At 41.4% G+C, this 17,802-nt stretch carries 19 protein-coding genes; 16 read left to right on the top strand and 3 right to left on the bottom strand.

Annotated elements, in window-relative coordinates; genetic code table 11:
* Positions 1–4: 4 nt before the first annotated feature.
* From AC3ISE_RS16425 to AC3ISE_RS16415, 3 genes are read right to left on the bottom strand one after another with little or no spacing between them, the layout of a single operon-like run.
* On the bottom strand, positions 5–1,633 hold the full coding sequence (locus tag AC3ISE_RS16425) for a hypothetical protein (protein WP_489221797.1): 1,629 nt from the start codon (positions 1,631–1,633) through the stop codon (positions 5–7).
* Positions 1,634–1,646: 13 nt separating this feature from the next.
* Positions 1,647–2,150 carry a PulJ/GspJ family protein gene (locus AC3ISE_RS16420; RefSeq protein ID WP_489221796.1) on the bottom strand — a complete coding sequence of 168 codons (504 nt, stop codon included), beginning with the start codon at positions 2,148–2,150 and terminating at the stop codon, positions 1,647–1,649.
* Positions 2,147–2,587, bottom strand: coding sequence for a type IV pilus modification PilV family protein (locus tag AC3ISE_RS16415; RefSeq protein WP_489221795.1), 441 nt, complete (start codon positions 2,585–2,587; stop codon positions 2,147–2,149). Before AC3ISE_RS16415 ends, AC3ISE_RS16420 begins: the two co-directional genes overlap by 4 nt.
* A 165-nt stretch (positions 2,588–2,752) precedes the next feature.
* Between AC3ISE_RS16415 and AC3ISE_RS16410 the strand changes: the two genes are divergently transcribed.
* The 16 genes from AC3ISE_RS16410 (at position 2,753) to mreD (ending at position 17,780) form a co-directional block, all read left to right on the top strand.
* A complete protein-coding gene (locus AC3ISE_RS16410; RefSeq protein WP_489221794.1) occupies positions 2,753–3,202 on the top strand; it encodes a hypothetical protein in 450 nt (149 codons plus the stop codon).
* 2 nt (positions 3,203–3,204) lie between these two features.
* Positions 3,205–4,581: a VanW family protein gene (locus AC3ISE_RS16405; protein ID WP_489221793.1), complete on the top strand. Its 1,377-nt coding sequence runs from the start codon at positions 3,205–3,207 to the stop codon at positions 4,579–4,581.
* Between the two features lie 3 nt (positions 4,582–4,584).
* Positions 4,585–6,240, top strand: a complete 1,656-nt coding sequence (locus AC3ISE_RS16400) for a GspE/PulE family protein (protein ID WP_489221792.1) — start codon at positions 4,585–4,587, stop codon at positions 6,238–6,240.
* Between the two features lie 7 nt (positions 6,241–6,247).
* Entirely contained in the window at positions 6,248–7,288 is a 1,041-nt protein-coding gene (locus AC3ISE_RS16395) for a type IV pilus twitching motility protein PilT (protein ID WP_489221791.1), read from the top strand.
* Positions 7,288–8,493, top strand: coding sequence for a type II secretion system F family protein (locus tag AC3ISE_RS16390; RefSeq protein ID WP_489221790.1), 1,206 nt, complete (start codon positions 7,288–7,290; stop codon positions 8,491–8,493). Before AC3ISE_RS16395 ends, AC3ISE_RS16390 begins: the two co-directional genes overlap by 1 nt.
* A 106-nt stretch (positions 8,494–8,599) precedes the next feature.
* Complete coding sequence (locus tag AC3ISE_RS16385; protein WP_489221789.1) at positions 8,600–9,004, top strand: type II secretion system protein; 405 nt, start codon at positions 8,600–8,602, stop codon at positions 9,002–9,004.
* Between the two features lie 31 nt (positions 9,005–9,035).
* A complete protein-coding gene (locus AC3ISE_RS16380) occupies positions 9,036–9,779 on the top strand; it encodes a prepilin peptidase (protein ID WP_489221788.1) in 744 nt (247 codons plus the stop codon).
* A 17-nt stretch (positions 9,780–9,796) separates the two neighbouring features.
* A complete protein-coding gene (gene pilM / locus AC3ISE_RS16375) occupies positions 9,797–10,828 on the top strand; it encodes a type IV pilus biogenesis protein PilM (protein ID WP_489221787.1) in 1,032 nt (343 codons plus the stop codon).
* Positions 10,829–11,461 carry a PilN domain-containing protein gene (locus AC3ISE_RS16370; protein ID WP_489221786.1) on the top strand — a complete coding sequence of 211 codons (633 nt, stop codon included), beginning with the start codon at positions 10,829–10,831 and terminating at the stop codon, positions 11,459–11,461. It begins immediately after the preceding gene.
* Entirely contained in the window at positions 11,442–12,260 is an 819-nt protein-coding gene (locus tag AC3ISE_RS16365) for a hypothetical protein (protein ID WP_489221785.1), read from the top strand. Before AC3ISE_RS16370 ends, AC3ISE_RS16365 begins: the two co-directional genes overlap by 20 nt.
* Before the next feature lie 118 nt (positions 12,261–12,378).
* Positions 12,379–13,416 carry a hypothetical protein gene (locus tag AC3ISE_RS16360; protein ID WP_489221784.1) on the top strand — a complete coding sequence of 346 codons (1,038 nt, stop codon included), beginning with the start codon at positions 12,379–12,381 and terminating at the stop codon, positions 13,414–13,416.
* A gap of 481 nt (positions 13,417–13,897) precedes the next feature.
* Positions 13,898–14,470: a Maf family protein gene (locus AC3ISE_RS16355; RefSeq protein WP_489221783.1), complete on the top strand. Its 573-nt coding sequence runs from the start codon at positions 13,898–13,900 to the stop codon at positions 14,468–14,470.
* A gap of 37 nt (positions 14,471–14,507) precedes the next feature.
* Positions 14,508–15,191: a RadC family protein gene (gene radC, locus AC3ISE_RS16350; RefSeq protein ID WP_070879453.1), complete on the top strand. Its 684-nt coding sequence runs from the start codon at positions 14,508–14,510 to the stop codon at positions 15,189–15,191.
* A 120-nt stretch (positions 15,192–15,311) separates the two neighbouring features.
* Entirely contained in the window at positions 15,312–16,334 is a 1,023-nt protein-coding gene (locus AC3ISE_RS16345; RefSeq protein WP_223436984.1) for a rod shape-determining protein, read from the top strand.
* A 34-nt stretch (positions 16,335–16,368) separates the two neighbouring features.
* Complete coding sequence (gene mreC, locus AC3ISE_RS16340) at positions 16,369–17,262, top strand: rod shape-determining protein MreC (RefSeq protein WP_070879455.1); 894 nt, start codon at positions 16,369–16,371, stop codon at positions 17,260–17,262.
* Positions 17,262–17,780, top strand: coding sequence for a rod shape-determining protein MreD (gene mreD, locus AC3ISE_RS16335; RefSeq protein ID WP_489221782.1), 519 nt, complete (start codon positions 17,262–17,264; stop codon positions 17,778–17,780). Before mreC ends, mreD begins: the two co-directional genes overlap by 1 nt.
* The last annotated feature ends 22 nt before the right edge of the window (positions 17,781–17,802 follow it).

Raw genomic sequence — 17,802 nt, 5'->3', positions numbered from 1 at the left:
GGTGTTATTCGATTTTTTGGTCGATTTCGGTGATCTGCAGTTTTTCCACTGTCGGCAGGCCGACTGGGGGATTTTGAATTAACTCTGGCTTGAATTCTATTTGCAGACGGGACGGCAGGTTTGGATTGGTTTGGTTTTTTTCTAGATACAATCCTCCTAGAGAGTCAAAATTGCTTGTATTTAGATTAGGGTTATAAGAAGAATGTCCTGTTGTAGGATAAGTCTCCCCTTTAGTAGCATTTAAAGTAATATTTTTACCGTAGACGCCTCCATTTATCTTAATATTAGACCCGACTCCATAGATTTCAAGATCTTGATCTGAATAAAGGAAAGCATCAATTTCTCTTGCCGTTTTTTGAAAAACATTATTATTAGCTACTCTTAAACTGCCTTTGCTTAAAATAACAGCAGTTCCTCCGCTCTTGTTTGACAAGTCCTCGATTGTGCTGTCGCCGGATACAAAAATAGTTCCATTCATATTTAAATTCTTTTTGATGCCGACATTTCCTGAGTTGTAAATATGAGAGTTGACCGTTAAATCAGAAATGGCTGTATCGCCATCAATAAAAATATAGTTTTCATTATTAGTAATATCAATTTTCCCTGATAAAGCATTCGTTTGTTTTTTACTGTTCTTTATGTATACATTCCCTGCTACTTTTAAACTGCCTTTGGAGGTCAAAATGATTCCTTCTTCTAAAGTAAGATCTCCTTTAACTGTTAAGTCGCTTTCTACTATCAGAAAATGTTTAAAGACAGCATTATTATTTATAACCTTTGAAGATTTGATAGATGAATCATGATAGTCGGATGAGAAATTCTTTTTGGTATCTAAATCCTGTTTTTTGTCTCCTATAATCTTTTGAATATTAAATTGTTCAAATTGAATGGATCGGTCTTTTACAGCCGGTGTATTAGGTAAATAGGTTTTAAGTGTGCTCATATCATTAACCGGATGCCATGTAGGTTCCTTGCCTTCAAAGACTTTCAAGCCCAAAGAGGTTGCTTTTTTAACCATTATATTTCCGTCAATTATAGGATAATCAGTTAATGGGGTGTAAATGTTGTTATTTACCATAAACTTTGCATATCTGCTTAAGTAGATGCCGTTATTTGCGAAAATGTCTCCTTTAATAGTGGCGGCCCCATTAAATATTAATTTTCCCTCAGTCACTGTGCTGAACCTGAAGATATCTGCAGCAGAGGTAATGGTTACTGTTTTAGTTAGGTATCTCATTGAATCGCCTATTTTGACTTTTATTGTGACCATTTCAGAAAAGCGGTTATCGTTTGAAGTAATGGTTCTTATATTTTTTGGATCGAATTTAATACCTTCATTAGGTAAATTTAAAGATTTAATGTTGGCTTCCAATTCTGATTTTAAATCCTCTCCGCTGATTTGATTCAAATTCACCTCATTATTAAACTGGTTTATCTTATTTTCTAATCGGATCATCGATTCATCCATCTTCATTTCCGCTGCAGCAAGATTCTCTGTATAACTCTCTGAGTAAGCGGTGAATTTCTGGGAGCTGAGCGTCATTCCGATTAAAGAGATTCCAAAGATCGTCACGATTGTGAAAATAAGGACAACATTCAATAAAGCATACCCGTTTTGATTTTTTAGGTTCATACCGTTTCCTCCATCAGGACAAGTCAAATATTTTAATGATTTTATAAGGTTCAGCGTTAGAATTTTTCGTATTTATGATGAGTGTACATACTAATTGATTGCCGATTATGAGAAATTTCGTATCTTTTAAGATGTGGCGGTCATCGCTAATCTGCTTGCCACTGATGAATAGAGCATTCCCTTTAACTTCAATAGAGAATGTGTTTCTGCTTTCGGTAAATTCTTTTTTATTCTCATCATAAATCTTTTCGATTTCTAAGAGATTTACAGCCTTCACCTCAGTATCAATCTGACTGTCAGATGCAAATTCATCTGTATTTTCCATTGCTTTATTTAAAGCATCCAGAATAAGAACAGATTCATTTCTCAATTCATTTTTTGTCATTGTAAGATTCCCGGCTTTAAACATCCCGGTCTGAAAGGAAGCACCTAAAATAATAACCATTGAAGACAATGCCAGCACAGCCAGCAGTTCAATTAAGGAGATTCCTTGTTGATTTTTTAACAGCTTCATCATTTTCGAATGTACCCCTCAATCTTTGAAGTACCAGAAGTATTTCCTGTATGGGCTGACACAGTAACTTGAATTCGGATTAATTGATCAGTCTGGATCCTATTTGGATCTGGAGGAAGAAAGGAGACAGCAGCTTCATAATCAGCAGCATTAAACATCGATTCAGGTAAACCCAGCTTTTCAGTTATTTCTTTTCCTGATAAATTCTCAGGTGGATATCCCACTTTTTTCTCAGCTTCTTTAAATCCCTCTGCCTGATATTTCTCCAGGAGACTCTTACTCAGCTGCACAGCAGACAATTTTTTGTCGAATGTATTTGAGTAAGAAGCACTATTTACAAAGAACCCACTTAAAACTGAAAACATGATGGCAAGTATCACAATAGATGCCAGAACTTCAATTAAAGTGAATCCTCTCTGACTGATAAACCGCTGTTTCATTACATTCACCTGCTTATATACAAAATATATTGGCAATTCTTCCATTTCTTTCTTTTCTTCTCTTAAAAGCTATTATACAATAAAACTAGTCGATTATTGTCTAGTATTTGGAAATTATTAATTCTTATTTCATGGGTTTATTTAACTAGTAAAGGGTGTTGGGGTTTGAGTGCAGAACAAATGATTTTAGCTATAGTAGGTGTCTTGATTATTTTTCCTTTCCTTGCAAGGCAGCAGATCCCAGTAAAACGGTCTAAGATATGGATCGTTGCTCCCCTGTCTTTCTTGCTTGCGGTAATTGGTGTTGCAGCTAGTTATTTTTTCTCATTATTGAGCGGATTGCTGATTCTGGTTATTTTGACAGCGGCAGCCGGCTTCTTGTTTGTAAATTCTCTCAGGATGCAGGATGTTGTACCTGCTGCTGCTGAGGTCGTAAAACTGTCTGCTAGGCCAGAAAATACAGCTTTGCCTGCAGATTTACCCCGTCCTGCGTCAAACCTTTTAGAGGATGACTATATTCCTGAACTGGCTTATGTTTCTTCCGGGGAGGAAGAGATTGATATAGACTTTGAATCGCTTCTTAACAAAACGAATCTAGTTAAAGGAAGGTCATAAAAATGGAGAAGGCTGTGAAAGTAAAAATCTTTGTCCTATTAACAGGATCTGTGTTCTTCATTTTTGGTTTTTCTGTTTTTGGTGCAAAGGCATACGGAGCACTATTTTCTGATAAAACGGTTCGTGAAGGTGTGGTTGTAAGCGGTGTTGATCTTTCAGGTTTAACAGAAGAAAAAGCCGCTGCCAGGCTGGATGATGCCATTAAGTCGTGGAGAGAAAAGAGCTTTTATTTCCTTCAGGCGGATAAAGAGCTCACTCTAGATTTAACACTTGTGGAATTTGATGTGAAAAGAACAGCAAAACTCGCACTTGAAAATAAAGCTGCAGCCATTGCGGTTAAATTGAATGAAGCAGCTTTTACAGCGTTTCTTCAAACTGAATTGCCCGCGGAAATCTTCCATGCCGTTGATCGAAAAGCTTTAACAGCTGAGATTGAAGCTGCCTCATCAGAGCTGATAGAAGGAATTATTTCAATTAATCTGGATGAATATTACTTGAAAGAAAAAGCGCCAAAAACCATTATTGCGGGTACATCCCTGGCAAACGAGACATTCATTTTGGGAAATCCGCTGACATTGACAATTGAACCTAAACAAACTTTTTCATTGGCATCATATATAGAAACAGCCGGTCTGCAGGACTTTGATGATGCCGCTTTAAAGTGGATTGCAACGGGAATTTATCAAACGATTCTTTCCGCAAATTTTGAAATAGTTGAAAGACATATAAGCCAAGTGCTGCCTGCCTATGCTGAGGTGGGAAAAGAAGCGAGTTTCACAATGGGTAAGCAGGATTTTATTTTTTATAACCCAAACGATACTGTTTTTGAAGTAAAGCTCACACAAAATGCAAGTTCCCTGCTTATTTCACTGGAAGGACTGGAATTTGAAAAAAGCTACAGCATAACGATGGAAAATGACAAAAGCTATAAACCTAAAAAAATCATCCAGTATGATCCTGCCTTAGCAGAAAATACAACAAGAGTAGAAGAAGAGGGGATAGAAGGGAAGTCTATTTCCGTCTACCGCAATGAGCTCGATCAAGAAGGGAACATCGTTTCGACTGAGTTTATTTCAGATGATTATTATGCTCCTGTGCACCGGATTGAAAAGACAGCATTAAAAGCAGTTCCAGAAGAAAGCCCCGCGGCTCCTGATCAAAGTGAAACACAAGTTAACCCTGGAACAGATGGCGCTGCACCAAGTGTGAATTCCAATCAAAATCCTAATTCGGATTCAGATCAAACTAAGAATCCGACAGAAGCCTCAAACGTTGCTTTGAGTCCAGAACAGACTGTGAATTCTTCTTCTAATGCTCCTATTTCTGCTGAAGATCATGAGTTATGGGAAGAACCCGCATTTGAAAAGGGGGAGAGATAAGTCATGAAGCAAATGAGAAAAAGACTTGGTGACCTTCTTGTTGAAACGGGTCTTATTTCCGAAGAACAGCTGCAGCTGACGCTAAAAGAAAAAAGCGAGAAGCAAAAACTCGGTGATGCCCTGCTGCAGCGCGGTTATATAACAGAACAGCAGCTGATTGAAGTTCTTGAATTTCAGCTTGGCATTCCGCATGTAAGTCTGTTCCGTTACCCGTTTGACACCAAACTGTTTACCCTGATCCCAAAAGAAACGGCCAAGCGCAATTATATGATTCCTTTAAAAAAAGAAGGAGACAAACTTTTTGTAGCGATGGCGGATCCAATGGATTTTTACGCAATTGAAGATTTGAGGCTTTCAACAGGCTTTCAGGTTGAGCCGGCTATTGCCACAAAAGATGATATTCTGCGCACGATTACAAAATATTTTGATATGGAAGAAGATATCGATCAGCTGATTGGAGCGCCTGAAGAAGCGGTGCAGGATGAAAGACTGGCTGATGCGGATTCTCCCATCGTAAGGCTTGTCAACCAATTGCTGCAGAATGCGGTGCAGCAGCGGGCAAGTGATATTCATATTGATCCGCAGGAAACAAAAATTGCTGTACGATATCGCATCGATGGTGTTCTGAAAACAGAAAGAACGCTGCCAAAACATATGCAAAGTGTTCTGACAGCAAGAATCAAAATTATGTCCAATCTTGACATTACAGAGCAGCGAATACCGCAGGATGGGCGGATTAAATTGAATCTCGATTTTCATCCGATTGATTTGCGGGTAGCTACCCTGCCGACCGTGTTTGGAGAGAAGATCGTTTTAAGGGTGCTTGATTTAAGCAGTGCCCTAAATGATATGAATCAGCTTGGTTTCCATAAGACGAATCTTCAGCGATTTGCAAATTTGATTGAACGGCCATCCGGGATTGTGCTGATCACAGGTCCGACCGGGTCTGGAAAGTCCTCTACTTTATATGCTGCACTTAATAAACTGAATTCAGAGGATGTGAACGTCATTACCATTGAAGATCCTGTTGAGTATCAGCTTGAAGGCATCAATCAGATCCAGGTCAACACAACTGTTGGCATGACGTTTGCAAAAGGTCTTCGATCCATTTTAAGACAGGATCCAAACATTATCATGGTAGGGGAAATCAGGGATAAGGAAACAGCAGAGGTTGCAATCCGGGCTTCGCTTACAGGACATCTTGTATTAAGTACGCTGCATACGAATGATTCAGTCGGAACGATTACCCGTTTAATAGATATGGGAGTAGAACCTTTTCTTGTAGCCACATCATTATCGGGAGTTGTCGCACAGCGTCTTGTCAGAAAAGTTTGCCGTGACTGCGCTGAGAGTGTTCCGTCTTCGGTAAGAGAAACGGAGATCTTTGCTAAAAGAGGCATGACTGTAGACAGAATAGTCAGAGGCAGAGGGTGCGGTACGTGCAACATGACCGGGTATAAAGGGCGTCTTGCCATACATGAGCTTTTAGTGATGACCGATGAAATGAAAAAAGTCATTATGAACGGGGAATCGTTCTCAAAGCTTCGTGATCTGGCGGTTAAAAATAAAACGCTGTTTCTAATTGATGATGGTCTTCTTAAAGTAAAGCAAGGGCTGACAACAACAGAAGAAATTCTGCGAGTTGCGCTATCGGAGTGATAAAGAAATGAAATCAAAACTAGAAGGAATTATGCGTGCGGCCTTTGAGTTGAAGGCCTCTGACATTCATCTTACAGTCGGAATCTCACCTATGCTTAGAATTAATGGGGAACTGAAAAAATACAGCAATACCGTTCTTCAGCCTGCCGACACAGAGGAAATGGCGAAGTCGATTCTGCCGCAGGCGATGTGGGACAAGTTTCAGGAAAAAGGCGAACTTGATTTTTCATATGGCATTCCCGGGATCTCCAGATTCAGGGTGAATACGTATAAGCAGCGCTCATGTGTAGCGCTTGCAATCAGGATTATTCCGACATCAATCCCAACACTTCAGGACCTCAAACTGCCAGAGATTTTAAGCGCGATCTCCCACAAACCTCAAGGGTTAATATTGGTTACAGGTCCTACTGGCAGCGGGAAATCTACAACTCTTGCAGCGATGATCGATTATATGAACCAATCGAGCAGAAAGCATATTATTACGCTGGAAGACCCGATTGAGTATTTGCATAAACATGGGTCATGCATCATTGATCAGAGAGAAGTCGGCTTTGATACTTTGAATTTTGCAAATGGATTAAGAGCAGCGCTGCGCCAGGATCCAGATGTGATTTTAGTAGGGGAAATGCGGGATTTAGAAACCGTGCATACTGCCATTACCGCAGCTGAAACAGGGCATCTCGTTTTAGGGACGCTGCACACATCCAGCGCTCCTTCAACGATTGACAGGATCATTGATGTCTTCCCTCCAAATCAGCAGGGGCAGGTAAGAATTCAGCTTGCCTCTGTTCTCGTTTCGATTGTGTCGCAGCGGCTGTTTCAGACGATAGATTTTAAAGGAAGAAGAGCAGCAACAGAGGTATTGGTCAACAATCCGGCAATCGCCAATTTAATACGCAATGAAAAAATCCACCAGATTCATAACATCCTTCAGACCAGCCGCGATCAAGGAATGATGACACTTGAGGCGAGCATAAGAGAGCTTGTGCAATCAGGAGTGATTCTGCGTGAAATGGCGGATCCCTTTTTACAGGAGACGATGAATTAATGGCTAGATTTAAATACGAAGGACGGGGCAAAACGGGCCAGTCAAGCGGAGTGATCGTCGGTACATCAAGGCGCGAAGCCATTCTGAAGCTTCAAGAAAAGGGCGTCCGGATCACAAAAATAGAAGAATTGCAGGAAACGCTGCTCACAAAAGAAATCAGCATTGGAAACCCTGTGAAACTTCAGGATTTTGTCATCTACCTGAGGCAATTTTCAACGCTGTTAAAAGCAGGAATATCTGTCGTTGAAGCGACAAATATTCTGGCAAGACAAACCGACAGCAAGGCTCTAAGCAAAGCGCTATTTGACGTAGAAGAGGACCTGCGTTCAGGAAACCCTCTCTCTGCAGCGGCCGGAAAGAATAAAAAGATCTTCACTTCGATGTTTACTAACATGGTAAAGGCTGGTGAAGCTGCCGGGAACATGGATGAAACCCTGGACAGGCTGGCCGTTCATTACGAAAAGCAGTATAAAACCAGGCAGAAAATCATTTCAGCTTTAGCCTATCCGGCAGTTGTCGGCATTGTTGCTATCGCAGTAGTCATCTTTTTATTAGTAGCGGTTGTGCCGACATTTGTTGACATGTTCAGTGATTTTGGAGCAGAACTGCCTCTGATTACCCAATTTGTGCTTGGAGCAAGCGAGTGGATGCAATCGTTCTGGTGGGCGGTCATTATAGGCATTCTAGCAATCTCTATTGGTCTGGTATTCATGAAGAGTCAGCCTTCAACTAAGTATTACTTGGATATTGTCATCTTGAAAACCCCTATTTTCGGAAGAATGCTGCAAAAAGCAGCTCTTGCAAGAATGACGAGGACTCTTAGTTCGCTGTTCTCAAGCTCTGTTCCGATATTACAGGCTATTTCAATAGTTGAGAATATCGTTGAAAACGAAGTGATCAGCAGAGTGCTGAAGGATTCAAGAAATGCCCTGGAAAGAGGGAACTCTTTGACAGAGCCAATGAAGGATCATTGGGTATTTCCGCCGCTGGTCACCCAGATGATTGCAATTGGAGAAGAAACAGGATCACTGGATGAAATGCTCTCAAAAGTAGCTGATTTTTATGAGGAAGAAGTAGAACAGGCGACAGATCGTCTCAAATCATTAATCGAACCGTTAATGATTGTTTTCCTTGCAGGAATTGTCGGTGTGGTCGTGACTTCTATCCTAGTACCTATGTTTGATATTTTTAACAAAATAAATTAAAATTTGACAAAAAATTAACAACATCATCCAATTTTCTATGCTATAATGACGATAGTCTACATACAAAGAACTATATTACTAATTTACTAGTTAAGGGGAGAAAGACATGCTTAAAAAGATGTTAAAGAACGAACGAGGATTAACGCTTATTGAGTTACTTGCTGTTGTTGTTATTTTGGGGATTATTGCTGCGATTGCTGTGCCGGCTATTGGTGGAATTATTGATAAGTCTAAGCAAGATGCTGCTGAAGCAGATGCAGTTCAAGTTTTAACTGCTGCAAAACTATATATTGCTAGTAATCCAATTAAAAGTGCAGAAACAATAACTCAATCTAGTACAGTAAGTGATACAAAGTTAAAAGATTATATGGAGAATGGTCCAACTGCCTATAGTATTACGATTACACCGCCGACTAGTACTAATAAAAATTACACTTACACTGCTATTTCGGCAACAAAAAATGGGAAAACTGCTACTGCAGCAACCGAAGCAGCTCTATTAGATAATTAATTGTTATAAAATGGTGATATATATAAATTTAATGCTGTTATTACTCTACGGCCTCCTACTAGGATCTTTCTTCAACGTAGTAGGTCTCCGCATACCAAATAAAGAATCCATAGTGGCGCCCCGGTCAGCATGTCCGGGGTGTCATCATACGTTAACGGCAGGAGAGCTTATTCCGGTTGTTTCCTACTTGCTTCAGGGCGGGAAGTGCAGAAAGTGCAGGGCGAGGATTTCTCCGCTTTACCCGTTTGTTGAGATGATGACGGCAATTCTTTTTACGATATCACCGCTATTGGTGGGATGGTCAAAAGAATTGGTTATTGCGCTTACTCTCATCTCGTTATTTATGATTATCTTTGTCTCGGATATCAAATATATGATTATTCCTGATAAAGTGCTGTTCTTTTTTGCAGGTTTGTTTTTAATAGAAAGAATTTTTATTCCGCTGGCTCCTTGGTGGGATTCACTGATTGGGGCTGCGGCCGGTTTCTTTTTGCTCCTCTCAATTGCTTTCATGAGCAGAGGCCGCGGCATGGGCGGCGGAGATATAAAATTGTTTGCTGTGCTTGGTTTCGCTCTTGGCTGGAAACTGGTTCTGCTGTCCTTCTTTTTATCATGTCTGGCTGGTTCCGTGATCGGCCTTGCTGCTATTTTAACGGGCAAACTGAAGCGCAGGCAGCCGATGCCGTTTGGGCCGTCAATTATGGCTGGAACCTTGCTTGCTTACTTTTACGGCGAAGAACTTTTAATGTGGTATTTCAGAATGATTGGTTTTTAGGGCAGGGGGAGAAAAAAGTGAAATTATCTGGATTTGCGCTTAATAAGAAAATAGGGAATTTGACTATTAAAGATGAAGTGATCCGATACATAGAATTGAAACAGTCAAAGCCGGTGGTTCTCCAGACATGTGTTGAGCGCTATCTCCCGGAAGGTTTGATTCGGGGAGGCGTCATTCAGGATTTTGATACGTTGTCGATGATCGTGGATGAGTGTGTACAGGATTGGGGCATCAAGGGCAGAAAAGTCCGGTTTACGGTTCCAGATGCTTTTGTTGTCATCCGCAAGGTTACGGTACCAGGTGACCTTAAAGATGATGAAATTAGAGGGCATCTTTATGTTGAAATTGGTTCATCTATTCATCTCCCTTTTGATGAGGCAGTCTTTGACTATATTGTTTTGTCAAGGAGCGGTAAGCATCTTCAATTGCTGCTTTTTGCTTCGAGTGAAGAGCTTGTGCGATCTTATTCAGATTTGCTTGATGGGGCAAAACTAAAGCCTATCGCTGCAGATATTTCTCCGCTCTGCAATTACCGTCTTTACTCTCAACAGGCTGAAGCTGAGAAGACAGATTCATCAGCCATGCTGATTCAATTTGATTTGACAGCCGTGAATTTAAGTATTTTTCAGCAGCAGCAGCCCGTTTTTATGCGCAATATAGAAATGGAGAAAAACCACATGATTCTGGATCGTGGAGACATCCCCTTAAAAGAAAGCACACAACTGCTCTTTCAGCAATCAGAAGAAAAATACATTAAGATATCTGTTTCTAAAGAGGAATTTCTGCTGCAGGTTGATGAAATTCTGAAAGAAATGGATCACGTTCTGAATTTTTATCGTTTCTCCTTAAATCAGGGCAATGATGAAGTTTCATCGTTTATCTTAACAGGCGATCATCCCATGCTGGCTGATGTCCATGAGAGGCTTAGCGCCAGGTATGATTTAAAAATTGCTGCATTGAAACATGTGCAGGCAGAGCTTGCAGACAAGTCTCCGCTTCCTGCTTCGTTTTATTTAACAGCAGGTCTTGCCTTAAAAGAGGTGCATTAAATGCTGGCTGATATTAATTTACTTCCCAAAAAAGACCCGAGAAACGTTGCTGCTTTATCCCTTTATTTCATTATTGCATTCATAACGCTAATTATGGCTGTCACCTTTTTCATACATAGCTATTCAGCGAATCAAAATCTCAGTGCCATTCAAGCAGAAATCACACAGCTTGAGGCGGAAATTGCAGCCTTGACTGCAAATGACTCAGGCGCAGCAGGCAGCTCTCAATCGTCAATAACTGCTTTGCAGACAGCTGTTGACTATTCAGAGGGTATTTCACTTGATACGGTGCCTATCTTAAGGGAGCTATCTAAACAGCTTCCGGAGAGAGGCTTTTTCAAAGCTTATTCGTATAATGACGCCGGAGAACTGACCCTGACCGTTCAGTTTGATACCAATCGTGAAGCAGCCTACTATTTAGCGAGGTTAAAGGACTCTATTTTTTTCACTGATGCAGATTTAACTAGTTTGTCTGCAGCAGCAGAAGCCGATCTAGTGAATTCTCTTTCAGAAAGCAATTCAGCGAGTGAAGAGGCTCTTCCGAGAGCTGAAGCTCAATATTTGCTTAAAGTAAACCCAGACTATGTGAATCAATCCAGTGAGGATGAAACCAATGACAATCCATCTTCATAAAAAACATCTCATTTTGCTGCTGGCAGCTGCTTTTGTGCTCGGATCTCTATATGCCGGTGCCTATTACCTATTCATCAAACCAGTGAATGCTGAGATTGATAGTTTATCAAGTATGAAAACCATGCAAGAAGAGCAGTTACAGCAGAAAAAAAGCAGCGAGGCTTCGACACAAACTAAGCCAGTTGTAAATTCTGTAGAATTACAGCGAAAGGTCCCGGTTTCCCCGATGGTTGAGCAGCTTGTCCTCGACCTGGAAAAAGCAGAAACTGTGTCTAACAGCAGGATTCAGAATGTGACATTTGCAGAAAGTGAAGACACTCTGCTGCCGCCTGCTGCTCCCATTGAACCTCAAGCAGATCAACCTTCGGAAAATCAGGCAGGGGCACCTGAAGAGGACGGAACACAAGAAACAGCTGATTCTGAAGAGAAACAGGATTCTTCTCCTGCTGTCGCTGCAGAATCTCTTGCACCGCTGCCGGATGCACCTGAGGGACTGAAAAGAGTGATTCTTTCACTTGAAGTGACATCCAGGCATTACTTCGATATGGAAACATTTATCGAAACCCTTGAACAGCAGCCGCGGGTCACCAAAGTTGATATTTTAACGTTTGAAGGACTTCCTGAGCTTACTTCACTTGATCAGGAGGCAGAGCCGCTCACATATACGCTGCAGGTTTCAGCTTTTTATGCGGATGGTTTGCAGGATCTCAGCGAGGAAACACCTAAGGTTGCTGCTCCTCAGCCAAGCAATAAATTTAATCCTCTTTCTTCGTCTCTTGAAACGGAGGATGGCGAATAGGGTGTTTATTTGACGAAAACCTTTCTGAACAAGACGACAAATGTCTTGTTCTTTTTTTATTTTCGTATGCTAGCATGGAATTCAGATACGAGAATCGTTTCAGATAGGCGGTGTTGAATTGGACAAGCAGCGGGCAAATGCAATTAAGATCAAGATCAATGGGGAAGAGCGCAAACTGAAGAGTGTGAAACAGCCGAAAAAGAAACCGGACGAAAACGAACAGGATGGGGGCACTCTGAATTTTCCTGTTCTGAGCTGGGATGAGAAAGTGATGGCTGAGAAAGAAGTTGCCGCTTCTGGTGCAGAGAAAGAGGATGAGTTTTCTTGGGTTTTGCCTGAGGATGACGGTGAAGTGTTTCAGGATGATCCGAAAGTAGTTGCTTCTAAAAAATCATCTTCAAAGGGTAAAGGCTCCCCTTACTTCGGCATGGGCAGAAAGAATTCGCTCAGCACCTATCCATTTAAACAATATGCGGTTACCATCATTCTCGCGATTGTGCTTGGTGTGAGCTTTGGATTCGTTGCACTGAACTTTATTTCAAATGAGGATTTGCCGGCAGCCCTGCAGCAGGCTGGCGCTGAGTCAGAGCAAGCGGCCGCTCCAGCGGATTCTAAGGGTGGCGCGGCAGGTTCAGGGGAAGCTTCTGCCGACATTCAGCTGTTCTTCGCTCAAATAGGAAAGTTTTCAACGGAGGACGGGGCAAAAACTACAGCTTCTGACCTTAAAAGCAAAGGGTTCCCTGCTATAGCTGTTGAAGAAGAGGGCTCCTACTTTGTGTATGGCGGTGTCGGAAATGCCAAACAGGAAACAGATGGTTTGAGCAATGTGTACAAAACCAGCGCCATCGAACCATGGAGCGGGAAAAGTGCTGTTTTTTCAATCAATACAAATGAAGACGCAAGTGCCATTATCAATCATTTTAAATCGTTAGTGACTTTATCTTCATCCGCTGTTACAGGTCAGACAGATGGGATTGAGGCGGAATCTGATGCGGTTTTGACAGAACTGAACAAACTCAAACCGAAAGATGAAAATCTTGCAGCTGTGAAAAAAGGTTTGACGGATGTTTCCATGCTTTTAAAAGAAGATGTAAACGAAAAAACAGGATGGGCTGCCCAGCAAAAGCTTATGGATCTCTTACTGACATTAAAATGAAGATTGTCCTTCTATAAAAGGGCAATCTTTTTTTATTGTTTAGCTAAATTATATAATGTAGAAGGTTGTGGAAAAGTAAATAATGTTATCTAAGGCAGGCGGAAGCGCCTGAATCGTACCCCGCAAAACCGAGAAACGATATTAGAGGGTAAGGAACCGTCGGAATCGTACCCCGCAAAACCGACTAACGGTATTGGAGGGTAAGAATGACCATGATAACCTCTCCAAAAAAAGAGAATACCTCCCGTTTTCCGCCTCAGTGCAGCGATCATCTTTCACCATCCAGATTCCTAAACCTGTTTTCACATAAAAAGTCGGGACCCGGACTTTTCTGTCGGATTCTTATCTGCCTGTCGGAGTGGGCCTTGGCGCTTGCGTTTTTGTTCTGCAAAATCGGATTTTTCCTATTTGTGTATCCCCTCAGTGTTTGCTACGATACAAATGTATCTCCCTTTTAAACCGAATGAAAGGATGTTGAAGGATGGAGCAACACCTTATTTTGGCATCAGGTTCTCCGCGCAGAAAAGAACTGCTTGAGAATGTTCGTGTGCCTTTTACAGTTGTAATCAGTGATGTAGAAGAAGTTGTGGATCCAAAGCTTCCGCCTTCTGAGATTGTGATGTCGCTTGCAGAGCAAAAAGCTGCAGCCGTAGCAGACCGTTTCAATGAATCGTTTGTTCTTGGAGCAGATACCCTTGTTGTATATAATGGAGAAATTTTAGGCAAGCCGGCCAACACAGAAGAAGCAAAGCAGATGCTTACTAAATTATCAGGCAATACACACCAGGTTTTAACAGGGGTTGCCATTCTTTTTCAAGAAGAGAAAATCTTGTTTTATGAACAAACAGATGTCACCTTCTGGACAATTTCAGAAGAAGAGATTGAAGATTATATCGATACAGAGGAGCCGATGGATAAAGCAGGATCCTATGGAATTCAAGAGCTCGGTTCCCTATTTGTGAAAGAAATAAAGGGCGACTACTTTTCGGTTGTGGGATTGCCAGTCGCACGCACGGTCAGAGAGCTGAAGAAAGCAGGATTTTCGCTTAAATAAAGGATTAAGCAGAGAGGGAAATAGGAGGAGACGACGATTGGAAGTTTTAAAAATCCATGATTTCCCTGAAGAAGACAGGCCCCGTGAAAGATTGATCCACGACGGTCCTGAAAGTCTTGCAAATCACGAGCTGCTTGCTATCTTGCTTAGAACAGGTTCAAAAAAAGAATCTGTTCTGCAGCTTTCAAACCGGCTCCTCACTCACTTTGAGGGTTTAAGGTTTCTTAAAGAAGCATCGGTTGGGGAACTGACAAGCATCTCTGGAATAGGGGAAGCGAAAGCCGTGCAGATCCTCGCAGCTCTTGAATTGGGCAGAAGAATTAACCGCCTCACATACGAAGACAGATATGTCATCAAGTCCCCTCAAGACGGTGCCAATTATGTAATGGAAGAAATGCGGTTTTTATCACAGGAGCATTTCGTTTGCCTCTATTTAAATACGAAAAACCAAGTGCTTCACAAACAAACGGTGTTTATCGGCAGTCTTAATGCCTCGATTGTCCATCCCCGCGAAGTGTATAAAGAAGCTTTGAAACGGTCGGCAGCTTCAATTATCTGCATCCATAATCACCCCTCGGGAGACCCTACTCCAAGCCGCGAAGACATCGAAGTCACAAAAAGGTTAACAGAGTGTGGTAAAATGTTAGGGATAGAGCTTTTGGACCATCTTATTATCGGTGAGCAAAAATATGTGAGTTTAAAAGAAAAAGGATATTTGTAACACTTTTATTTTTGCGTAATTACGCTATAATAATGTTTATGAGTTTTTTTAGTTCTCATATGACCACTTGAAAATAAATAGTAGAAAGTAATTCGGTTTTTAGAAAGGGAGATACATCTGATGTTTGGAATTGGGACAAGAGACCTTGGTATAGATTTGGGTACAGCAAATACCCTTGTTTTCGTTAAAGGAAAAGGAATTGTGGTTCGTGAGCCTTCGGTTGTAGCGATGCAGACAGACACTAAGTCTATCGTTGCAGTAGGAAACGACGCAAAAAATATGATTGGACGCACACCTGGAAATGTTGTGGCGCTCCGCCCGATGAAAGACGGCGTAATTGCCGATTATGAAACAACTGCATCAATGATGAAGTACTACATAAAACAAGCAACAAAAGGTAAAGGTGTTTTCTCCAGCAAGCCTTATGTTATGGTCTGTGTTCCTTCCGGCATTACAGCAGTAGAAGAGCGGGCAGTCATTGACGCGACAAGGCAAGCAGGCGCACGTGATGCTTATACGATTGAAGAGCCGTTTGCAGCTGCAATCGGTGCGAATCTTCCTGTCTGGGAACCGACTGGAAGCATGGTGGTTGATATTGGCGGAGGCACGACAGAAGTGGCGATTATTTCTCTTGGAGGAATTGTTACGTCTCAATCTATCCGCGTTGCCGGTGACGAAATGGACGATGCCATTGTCAATTATATCCGCAAAACATATAACTTAATGATTGGTGACCGTACTTCAGAATCTATTAAAATGGAAATTGGTTCTGCAGGGTCCGCTGAAGGTGTCGATAATATGGACATTCGCGGCCGTGATTTACTGACAGGTCTTCCTAAAACGATTGAAATTACAGCTAAAGAAATTGCAGAAGCTTTGCGTGATACGGTCAATTCAATTGTTGATTCTGTTAAAAATACACTTGAAAAAACACCGCCTGAGCTTGCGGCGGATATTATGGACCGCGGCATTGTTCTTACTGGAGGCGGAGCATTGCTTCGCAACATTGATAAAGTGATCAGCGAAGAAACAAACATGCCTGTTTTAATTGCAGAAAACCCGCTTGATTGTGTTGCAATCGGTACAGGGAAAGCTCTTGAGCATATTCATTTGTTCAAAACAAAAGCAAGAGACAGCCGCTAATTGTGAAATAAACATTAAGAGGGTGTAAAGTCACATGCCACAGTTTTTCTTGAATAAACGTCTTATCTTGTTGCTGGTTAGTATCATCTTTTTAGTGGCATTGATTGGGTATTCTTTAAAAGAAGACAGACAGCTAACATGGCCAGAACAATTTGTTAAAGATTCAACAGGATTATTCCAAACTGTATTTCATAAGCCCGCACAATATGTAGCGGGCTTCTTTGAGAATGTCGGCGATTTGAAAAATACATATGAAGAAAATAAACTGCTTAAAAGCAAAATTGACGAGCATATGAAAATAGAGACCGAGCTTCAAGAGCTGAAGCGGGACAATGAAAAGCTCCGGGCTGAAATCGGCGCAGAAGAATCGCTTAGAAAATATAATCCGATTGTTGCCACTCTAATTGCAAGAAATCCGGATCCTGGCCGCTGGTTTGACCTGATTACGATTGATAAGGGATCACAGCACGGTATCCAAAAGGACATGGCCGTCATTACGGATAAAGGATTAATCGGAAAAATTAAAAATACGTCAAAATTCAATTCAACCGTTCAGCTATTAAGCTCGCCGGACCGCAAAAACCGGATTGCAGCTGAAATACAGGGCAAGGAAGGGCAGCCAAATATTTTCGGATTGATCGAAGGATATGATGAGAAGAAAAAAGCGCTGCTTCTTAAAAAAATTGAATCTGATGTTAAGATTGAAAAAGGGCAGAAGGTGGTCACCTCGGGGAGCAGCGGAATCTTTCCAGAGGGCCTTGTCATTGGTGAAGTCATGGAAGTAGAGCCTGATTCATACGGACTCTCGCAAATGGCCTACATCAAACCTGAAGCTGATCTTTATGATATTGACCGTGTTTTTGTTACAGAGCGAGTGAAAGAAACGATTGATATCGATAATATGGATCCAGAGGAGGAGGAAGAATAATGAACCGCATTCTCCTTCCTCTTTTGATCTTATTTATTTTTATTTCCGAAAGCACGTTTGTTGACTTGATTGAGCTTCCATTTACAAATGAGGATCAGGTTATCATTCCGCGCTTTGTTATGCTCTCAATCGTTTTTATCACGGCATATCACAGTCAAAAATTAGGGCTGATTTACGGCCTGGTTTTTGGACTGCTGCATGACATTGTGTATACAGAAATACTTGGCATTTACTTATTTGCCTATCCGCTATTCGCATATTTAATTTCAAAAGCTTTGAAAGCACTGCAGGGAAATATGCTCGTTGTGCTTTTCTTGTCTTTGCTTGCTGTTACACTTTTGGAATTTTACTCGTATGGCATTCAAATGCTGATCGGCTACTCCAATTTGCCATTCTATGATTTTACTAATCTGAGGCTTTTGCCTACAGTGGCTGCGAATTCTGTCGGGGCTGTTGTCCTGATTTATCCGATGAGCCGTTTTATATCAAGAGTCAAAAGTGATTATCTGGATGACTAGCGATTATTGATGAATCACATTC

The sequence above is a fragment of the Metabacillus sp. KH_069 genome (assembly GCF_057838075.1).
Note: the sequence above shows the minus strand (reverse complement) of the source record. Positions and strands in the feature narration are given on the sequence as shown.